This is a genomic window from Streptomyces sp. NPDC030021 (genome assembly GCF_055574035.1).
Map to the genome: position 1 here is coordinate 54,778 of NZ_JBVIAH010000020.1, position 9,095 is coordinate 63,872.

At 72.9% G+C, this 9,095-nt stretch carries 5 protein-coding genes; 4 read left to right on the forward strand and 1 reads right to left on the reverse strand.

The features are described from left to right. Positions 1-209: 209 nt before the first annotated feature. On the forward strand, positions 210-1,946 hold the full coding sequence (locus tag ACZ4YL_RS31975; protein WP_468121295.1) for an eCIS core domain-containing protein: 1,737 nt from the start codon (positions 210-212) through the stop codon (positions 1,944-1,946). A gap of 157 nt (positions 1,947-2,103) precedes the next feature. On the opposite strand, the gene ACZ4YL_RS31980 is transcribed toward ACZ4YL_RS31975, so the two are convergent. Continuing rightward, positions 2,104-4,977 (reverse strand): AAA family ATPase, encoded by a 2,874-nt coding sequence (locus ACZ4YL_RS31980; RefSeq protein ID WP_468121296.1) that lies wholly within the window; start codon positions 4,975-4,977, stop codon positions 2,104-2,106. 302 nt (positions 4,978-5,279) lie between these two features. Here ACZ4YL_RS31980 and ACZ4YL_RS31985 point away from each other — a divergent pair, with 302 nt between their 5' ends. The 3 genes from ACZ4YL_RS31985 to ACZ4YL_RS31995 all read left to right on the forward strand — a co-directional run bounded on the left by ACZ4YL_RS31985 (position 5,280) and on the right by ACZ4YL_RS31995 (position 8,971). Next, a complete protein-coding gene (locus ACZ4YL_RS31985; protein WP_468121297.1) occupies positions 5,280-6,008 on the forward strand; it encodes a helix-turn-helix transcriptional regulator in 729 nt (242 codons plus the stop codon). Between the two features lie 165 nt (positions 6,009-6,173). Next, positions 6,174-6,893 carry a Pvc16 family protein gene (locus ACZ4YL_RS31990; protein WP_468121298.1) on the forward strand — a complete coding sequence of 240 codons (720 nt, stop codon included), beginning with the start codon at positions 6,174-6,176 and terminating at the stop codon, positions 6,891-6,893. Beyond that, positions 6,890-8,971: an ATP-binding protein gene (locus tag ACZ4YL_RS31995; protein WP_468121299.1), complete on the forward strand. Its 2,082-nt coding sequence runs from the start codon at positions 6,890-6,892 to the stop codon at positions 8,969-8,971. The genes ACZ4YL_RS31990 and ACZ4YL_RS31995 overlap by 4 nt, the downstream gene beginning before the upstream one ends. The last annotated feature ends 124 nt before the right edge of the window (positions 8,972-9,095 follow it).

Genomic DNA, 9,095 nt, shown 5'->3' on the forward strand with positions numbered 1-9,095 from the left:
GCGAAGGAGTGTGCCGCGTGCATGCGCACGAGAAGGATGCCGGGCAAGTCGGTCGGAGGGCGCCAGGGCCCTCCCGCGCCGGCCAGGCTGTCGGACTGAACTCTCACTGGCTGAAGCACTTACAGCGAGTCGCTTCCGCAGGAGGTGGAGCTTCGGCCGGGCCCGCTCCGGACGAGACCGTCGACCATGCGCAAGTGCAGCGAGCGGCCGTGGACGAAGCCCTGCGATCACCGTCGCATCCCCTGGAGCCGTCTCTGCAGCAGGAGATGGAAACACGCTACGACGGGGCGGACTTCAGTGCCGTGCAGGTCCATGACGGGACCATCGCGCGCCAAGCGGCTGCCCTGATCGATGCCAAGGCGTTCGCCGCCGGCGGGCACATCGTCGACGGCGGTGCGATGAGCAAGAAGGACTGGGCGCACGAGCTGGCCCACACCATCGACCCGGAACCGGCTTTGGGTACGGACAACGGTGCCGGACTCGCCATCTCGCATCCCCGTGACCGGGGCGAACGTTTCGCGGAAACCGCGTCCGACCGGGTCATGGCCGGGCCTGCTCCCGTCCAGCGCGTGAGCCGGCCCCTGCCCGGCGACCGGCATCAACACGGCCCGGGGTGCAGCAGCGACGAGCGGCCCATGAGCGGGCCCGCGTCCGTGCAACGGGTCGTGACCGGGCGGAGCCCGGCGCGAGAGCCGCACGTCGCCGCGGTGGTGCAGCGGGCCCCGGGAGAGGGGACGGCGACAGAAGAGCGTCCCGGCGAACAGGAGACGGCGGAGTCGGCACGCGGCGAGAGCCTCCAACTGCGCGACCATGAAAACACCGAACTCTACTCGGGCGACCAAGATCGGCTCGTGGGATACGTGCGCCACTTGGCGGCCACAGACCGATCGGACATCTACCGACTGCTGCTCAACCGCCTGAGCAGCCGGGGTTTCGCCGCTCAGGCCGACATCGTTCAGCAGGTGTGGGGCGGGGCTGACAAGCCGCGATCGGCACGCCGCGTCCCAGTGCCGCGGGACCTGCACTTCATCTGGCTGGGCGGCAAGCCCGGCGATGCCGTCGTGGCCAACCTGAACGCGTGGAAGGAAAACGCCGAGGACAGCGACTGGACGCTGACTCTGTGGACCGATGCGAGCAGTTCGAGGGTGAAGGCTCTCGAAAAGGTCTTCGGTAGCCGTCTGAAGATCCGCGCCGACAGCGACAAGCTGGTGAAGGAGAACGCGGGCGAGGAGAATTACCAGATCTACAAAGACGCCAAGAAGAAGAACGCCCACAATCTGGCCTCCGACATCTTGCGCTACACCGTGATGAAGAAATATGGCGGGGTGTACATGGACGTCGACGTCGCACCGGGCACCGTACAGCTCAGGTCGGCGCCCGAGGTGCTGATGCACAGCGAGGAAGTTCCCCTTCTCGCCCCGCGGCTGAGAGACAAGAAGAGCGTGAACACCGCTTTGGGCCGTGCGGACACGGATCAGGATCCGACCCCCGAGGACCTCAGCGAGGCGGCCACCGCGCGCTACGGCACGGGAGTTCTGGGCAACAACTTCATCCTGACGCCCGGGTCGGAGTTCATGGAAGAAATCCTCAGGAATCTGCCGCAGCATTTCACCAATCTGAAGGAAAAGTACGGCTCCAAGACCATCGAAGGGGATCTCGCGGGCCTGGCCTCCGACATTTCGGGCCCCAGCTACGTGGAGAAGTTCCTGAAGCAGTACACCGGCCGGCATCAGGGTGTCATGGAACAGGACCACAGCACCCCCAAGGCACCCGACACGGCCCTCCAAGCGGAGGAGTTCCAGCACCTGTTCCCGCCGGAGGCCCTCGAGTTCTGGAAGGCGCTGGGCTGGGTCACCCCCGAGAGTGAGAACCAGCTCGACAGCGGCCCCGGCCCCGGCATGGGCAGGACGCAGTCGCTCCTGCGAGCCTTGCGAGGCAAGAAGTGAGACGCCGTCGCCATCCCCACGAGAAGAAGCCCCACGGGCGGGGGGAGCGGACGCGTCTCGGCAGGCCGTTCCCGTCACCCCCCGCGTCCAAGGCCGATGGCAGCCCCCTGCGCTCACCCCTTGCGGGCCGGCAGAGTCCTGCGAGGCCCGGTCGCCCTCAGGACGGTTCCCCGGCACCGACGGTCGGGGGGTGGGTACGGGACAAAGTGGCGGGCAGTTCCGACCTTCGCCGTATGCCCAGTTTCCGGTAGGTGCTCGTCAAATGGGTCTCCACGGTGCGGCGGGCCACGTGCAGGAGGTCCGCGATCTCGGTGTTCGTCCGCCCCGCCGCGGCCAGTTCGGCGATGCGGCGCTCGCTGCCGGTCAGGGCCCCCGAGCCGGTCCGCGCCGCGGCAGGGACCCGCGCGCCGCCCTCCCGGAGGGCCTGCTCGGCCAGGGTGAGCAGGCGCAGGCCGCCCTTGCGTTCGGCCAGGGTTGCCGCCTCGCGCAGCCGGTCGCGGGCCTGTCCCCGTTCGCCGGCGGCGTGGAGCTGGCGGCCCTGGGCGATCAGGGCCTCCACCAGTTCCATGCCGGCGTCGGCGGGAGCGTCCCTGAGGATCTCGACCGCCTCCTCGGCGAGGTGCAGTCCGCGGCGACCGCCGGTCGCCGTGCCGAGGACGCGCAGAGCGCGCCCCACGGTGCGCGGAGTGTTCCACACCCGGGCCAGCCGCAGCTCCTCGGTGGCCAGGGCCAAGGCCTCCTGACCGCCACCGAGCGCAAGGCGGCACTGGGCGACAGCCGTCCGCCACGGGGTGACGACCGGGCTGAGCACCTCGCGGGCGGTCTGGCGGCGGCCGCACTCCAGGAAGTCGTGCAGCGCGCCCGCCGGATCGCCGGCGGCCAGGCGCTGCACTCCCCGCGCGTAGAGGAACCGGTTCAGCTCCCATGATTCCGGGGCCCGGCTCAGGTCGAAGGCGTCCGCGAGCCGTGCGGCCTCCACGAAGCGCCCCGTGTGGACTAGTGCCATCAGCACATGGGCGTCCCGGTTGGAGGGGCCGCCGTGGGCGCGTGCGCCGATGGCCGCGCCGTCGTCGCGCACGGCGATCAGCCGGGCGACGTCACCGCGCGCCGCGGCGATGTCTGCGCGGGTGTTGAGCAGCGCGTGCTCCATGGGATGGAGCAGGGCTGGGTACTGGCCGACCAGACCGCGGTCCACGAGCCGTTCGGCCTCGTCGAGTTCGTCGGCCCACTCGGCGACCGCCGCCGCGGTGCCCAGCAGGAACGGCTCGGCCAGCGGGTCGGAGGGCTGTGCGAGCAGGGCCCGTACGCGGGTCATGGCTTCGCCGGCCGAGATCAGGCCGGCCGTCGCCTCGTAGCGCACCAGCAGGGCACGGCTGGCGGTGCCGACGAGTTCCGGCGCGTGTACGCCGCTCTCACAGAGCCTGCGGTAGGTCTCCTGACGGGTCGCGAGGTCGGAGTCGGCCAGTAGCGCGGTGGCGGTCTGCACGGTCCGGGTGAGTCCCGGATGTCCGTCCAGGCTGTCCTCCGTGCGCCGCAGTACCTCCAGAGCCGTGGTGACCTCGCCGCGGCCGACCAGGGCCGTGCCGAGGGCAACGGCCGCTCGCACCCGGTCGCGAGGGGCGGCCGGCAGGTGCTGTGCCTCCGCAAGACGTGCGATGGCCACCGCGCCGTCGGCCGAGGCGTACTCCAGCGAACCCAGCTCGGTCAGCAGTTGCTGGCGCCGGTCGTCGGAGAGCGGTTCGTCCAAGGCACGGCGCAGATAGCCTGCGGCGTCGCCGGGGCGGGCGTCGTGCACCGCGGCCGTCGCCGCGTCGCGCAGCACGCGCAGTGCCCAGGGCAGTCCGACGCCCCGCGTGCGCAGCAGATGGGCGGCGACCGCCTCGGCGCGTTCGCCGCGTCGCAGCATCGTCTCTGCCGCCACCCGGTGTGCCGCCTCGCGTCGTGACGTCGGCCAGCCGGTCAGCACGGCGTCCCGCAGCAGCCGGTGGGCGAAGCGGGGCAGGCCGGCCGGGTCCGGGCGCAGGAGTCCGATGCGGGTCATCGCGGTGAGCCAGCCGGCGGCCCGTGCGGGATCCGCCTCGGCCGCTTCGGCGAGTACCCCGGCCACGTCCGTGCCCACCCGGACGCCCGCGCCGCGTCCGGTGCGGCTTCCCTCCGCTTCCCGCGTCTCGTCTGCCTCGTGTGTCTGCCGGGGCCAGGCCTCCTCCAGTGCCGCCAGGCAGCGGGCCACCTCGGCCGTCGCCGCACCCGCGCTGTTCAGCCACCACGAAACCGCCGCCGGATAGCTCCCGGGATACAGCGCGGCGCAGGTGTCCGGCAGAGGCGGGATCGCCGCCGCTGCCGGCCCGGGCGCCCGAGGGCCGCCGAGGTCGTCGAGCAGGGCGTGGAGCAGCATCGGGCTGCCGGCGCCCGCCCGTACGCACTCGGCCGTCCAGTGGGGTCCGGCTGCCGGGAAGGCGGCCCGGACGAGCTCCGTGGCGGCCGTGTCGCCGAGCGGCTCGATCGTGTGGGTTCGTACGAGGGACGGAGGCAGGGACTGGGCGAGGCCGGGGGGCCGGGCCTCGATGTCGTACTGACTGCGTTCGCTCACCACGAGCAGCACCGGTAATCGGTCGATGCGGCGGACCGCTTCCCGCATCCAGCGGCGTGACGCGGCATCGGCAAGATGGACGTCGTCGACCGCGAGCAGGAGCGGGCCCTCGGCCGCATGGGCACGCAGCAGCCGCCACTGCCGGGCCGCGCTCCCCCGGTCGTCGCCGTCGGGTGCGAGGTCGGCGAAGTCCGGCACCGGACCCAGGAGTTGCTGCACCGCGGAGAACGGCGTCCCGGTGTCCTCCGGCGAGCAGCGGGCCCACAGCACCCGCAGGCCCAGGTCCTCGGCGTCCCGGACGGCGGTCTCCAGCATGGAGGTGCGGCCGGTGCCGGAGGCTCCCTGGAGCAGCACCAGGCGCCCTGAACCGAAGCGGGCCCGCTCCGCCTCCGCCGCGAGCAGCGCCCGGGTCACGTCGCGTTCGAGCAGCGGTGCGGTCATCAGTGGCTCCTGTGGTGGCAGGTGTGCTTTCACGCCGGTTGAGATGGCGGAATCCGCGTCGGCGTGGTCTGAAGTGGCGTACCTCACTGCGGTCCCCCGGAGCTGCCCCGATGCTGTCGGGATCCGCTGTGAACTGCGGTGACGTGCGCGGGGGCGGCCGATCTCGTGGTGGTCGCCGGCACGGCCTCGTGGTACGGCTCGTGGTCCTCCACGATTGCGGTCCCTGCGGCGGCCGCAGAAGGGTTGAAGCTCATCCGCCACCGGCCCGCACTCCGCGGCGGGCCCCTGAACAGGGGAATCGGTTGCTCAGCTCACCCCGCACCACGACCACGTCCTCTCCCGGCACGCCCTCTCCCGGCACGTCCTCTCCCACCACGGGCCGGAACATCACGGTCCGGACCGTCGGCCCCCTGGACCGGCGCGTCCCCGTGACGGTGTCCGCCACCGATCCCATCAGCCGTGAGGGCGCGGCCGGCCAGTTACGCAGACACCCGGAGGTCGAGCTGCGCGAGGAGTCCGGCCCGGGCACGGTGGCCCTGCTCGTCGTGGACTCGCTCGACGAGGCGGCTCTGGTCCGGCTGCGCCGGATCGTGCGCAGCGAGGGGGCGCGTGCCGTGCTCGTGGTGGGCGCGATGCGGGAGAGCGAGCTGCTGGATGTGGTGGAGTGCGGTGTCGGCACGATCGTCTGGCGCCACGAGGCCACTGCCGAGCGGCTGGTGCAAGCGGTACTGGCCGCGTCCCGCGGTGAAGGTGACCTGCCCGCCGATCTGCTCGGCCGGCTCATCCAGCAGGTGGCCACGCTGCACCGGGGCACGGCGGGCCGAACCGACATGCCGGCCTTCGGGCTGACGTCCCGTGAGGTGGACGTACTGCGCCTGGTCTCCGAGGGCTTCGACACCGGTGAGATCGCGGTCAAGCTGGCCTACTCCGAACGGACCGTCAAGAACGTCATGCACGGCCTCACCACGCGGCTTCAGCTGCGCAATCGGGCGCACGCCGTGGCTTTTGCCCTTCGGGAAGGCTACATCTGACCGTCCGGGCAGACGAAAGCGGCGGCGCGTGTCCGCGGGGGCAGGGAGGACTGCCCGGCGGTCGTCCCCGGCGGCCCTGCGGCCCGCAAGGCCGCCCGGGTGACGATCGGCGGTGGACGACGGGCCGGGCGGGAACGGCCGTGCGGGCAGAGCGGGAGCGCAGGCATGATCCACGAGGTGGACGAGGTACTCAAGGGCCTGCTCGGCGGCGGGGCGTTGACGGGGTCGGGCATCGAGGTGTCCTTCGAGGCACCGACCCGCGACTGGGCGGCCCGGCGCAACGCCCCCGTGGTCAACACCTACCTGTACGACATCCGGGAGGACGTGGCCCGGCGTCAGCGCGGCCACGTGGCGGTACGGGACGAGCGCGATGTGGTCGTGCGGCGGAGTCAGCCGCCGCGCTGGTTCCGGCTGTCGTACCTGGTGACGGCGTGGACGAAGACACCGCAGGACGAGCACCGGCTGCTGTCCGCCGTACTCGCGACGCTACTGCCCCGTGAGGTGCTGCCGCCGGACGAACTGCCGGGTTCCCTGCGGGCGCTGAATCTGTCCGTACCGCTGACGGTGGCGGGCATCCAGGCGGAATCGCGGTCGCTCGCCGAGATCTGGTCCGCGCTCGGCGGCGAGCTGAAGCCGTCCCTCGACCTGGTGGTGACCGCGCCCTTCCCGGCCTTCCCGGAGTACGACGCGGGGCCTCCCGTCACCGAGGGCGCGATGGTCCGGGTGAGCGGTGTGGACGGCGACCCGGCGGTGTCCGAGGGCCGTTCGCACCGTCCCCACCAGGTGGCGGCCGCCCGGGCGGCTCGGACGGCCCGCAAGGACGCGGCCTCCAACGAGAACGCGGCTTCCCGCCAGGAGGTCCCCCGCCGCCCGGACGCGCCGTGAGCGCCCCGTACGTCTCGGCGCCGGGTCCGGAGACGGCGGGCACCGGGGCACGGCAGGATGCCGTCGACGACCCCGCCCGCGCGCTGCTCGCCCGTCTCGGCGGGCTGCGCGCGCGGGTGTCCGAGCTCGTCGAACGGCGGGCCGCCGGAGATCCCACGGCAGACGACCCCCTGCGTGGCCTGTACCTGTCCGACGGCGCGGTGCGCCACCTCCTGCGCACCTGGCCGGCGGTGACGGACGACGCAGCGGGATCCGGCACCGCCGCCGCCATCAGCACTACCCGGGCCGGCACCGGAACCGATGGCACGACCGGCCATGCCGACCGGCTGGCCCGGCTGGCCGCGCGGGCGGGCCTCACCGAACTCGACGTCGCCGTCGTGCTCACCGCCCTCGCACCCGACGTCGACCGAACCTTCGAGCCGCTCTACGGCTACCTCAACGACGACGTGAGCCGGCGCCGGGCCACCGTCGGCCTCGCCCTCGACCTGTGCGGGGTGCCCGCGCACTCCGCCTCGGCCCGGGCCCGGCTGCACGCCGACGCACCCCTCGCGGCTCTCGGTCTGCTGGAGATCGAGGATCCCGAACGCCCGTTTCTGACGCGTTCACTGCGCGTGCCCGACCGACTCATCGGGCATCTCCTCGGCGACGACATGCCGGACACCGCACTGCTCGGCCTGCTGCGCCCGATGCCGGAGCCGCTGCCCCCCGACACGGCCGCCGAGCCGTTCACCCACAGGCTCGCGACCCTCCTGGAGTCCGGCACCGCCACCGTCTACCTGCGGGAACAGCGTGAGGGCGACGGCCTGGCCGCGTACGCCACCGCCCTACGCGCCGCGGGCCTGGACGCGCTCTGCTGCGCCGTACCCGGTGAGCACGTGGCCGAGTTGCTGCGCGAGGCGCGCCTCAGCGGCCGGGCTGTCGTCGTCCCCGCGCTGCCCGAGCGGCCCGGCCCACTGGTGCGGGCGCTCGCCGCGGCGCCGGACGTGACCGTGCTGCTGGCCGATCCCCGTCCCTACGATCCCCACTGGTGCCCCGAGGACCCCCTGGTCCTGGACGCGCCGGCCCGCCGGGACGGTGGGACGGCCGCCTGGCTCGCCGCGCTGGGCGCGGACGGCGCCGGCTTCGACCTGGCCGCGACGGTGGCCCCGTACCGCCTCGGCGGGGACCGCGTGCGGCGGGCCGCGCAGGCCGCACGCGAACTGGCCGCCTTCGACGGCGGTCCGGTCACCGCCACCCACGTGCGGCGCGCCGCGCGCCGCCAGTCGGTCTCGGGGCTGGAGAGCCGTACCCGCCGCATCCGGCCGGCCGTGGACTGGGGGGACCTGGTGCTGCCCGAAGGGCCCCTCGGGCAGCTGCGCGAACTGGCCCTGCGGGCCCGCCACCGCGACCGCGTGCTGGGCGACTGGCGGCTCAGCGCGGGCGGCGGGCGAGGCCGGGGCGTCCTCGGCCTGTTCGCCGGGGAGTCGGGCACCGGCAAGACGCTGTCGGCGGAGGTCGTCGCGGCCGACCTCGGGCTCGATCTGTACGTGGTCCAGCTCTCCTCGGTCGTGGACAAGTACGTCGGCGAGACGGAGAAGAACCTGGAGGGGATCTTCACGGAGGCGGACCGCACCGACGCGGTGCTGCTCTTCGACGAGGCCGACGCCGTCTTCGGCAAACGCTCCGAAGTCAGGGGCGCGCACGACCGCTACGCCAACATGGAGAGCGCCTATCTGCTCCAGCGGCTGGAGTCGTTCGGCGGCATAGCGCTGCTGACCACGAACCTGCGCGCGAACATCGACGAGGCGTTCACGCGGCGGCTGGACCTGGTGGTCGACTTCCCGTTCCCGAACGCCGGGCAACGCCTCGCGCTGTGGCGGCACGGGCTGACGCACGTGCCGTCCGCCGACGGCATCGACGCGGCCCCGCTGGCCCGGGACTTCGAGCTGGCGGGCGGTTCCATCCGCAGCGCGGTGGTCACCGCCGCCTATCGCGCCGCCGGGCGCGGTGGCGAGGTGACCGCGGACGACCTCTTGGAGGGCGCCCGACGGGAGTACCGCAAGGCGGGGCGGCTGGTGCCGGGCGAGGGCGGCTGGTGACCCGGTCACCCGGGCCCCGTCACCCGGGCCCGGGTGGGGGAGACAGGCGCCGCAGGGCTCCATCGGTCTTTGGGTGGATGATCTTCCCCCCCTGGTTGCCAGTGTTTGTGTAGTCAGAAAGGTT

Excerpts from the sequence above, each read along its gene's own strand:
- ACZ4YL_RS31980 (WP_468121296.1), bottom strand. The coding sequence starts at position 4,977 with ATGACCGCACCGCTGCTCGAACGCGACGTGACCCGGGCGCTGCTCGCG.
- ACZ4YL_RS31990 (WP_468121298.1), top strand. The coding sequence starts at position 6,174 with ATGATCCACGAGGTGGACGAGGTACTCAAGGGCCTGCTCGGCGGCGGG.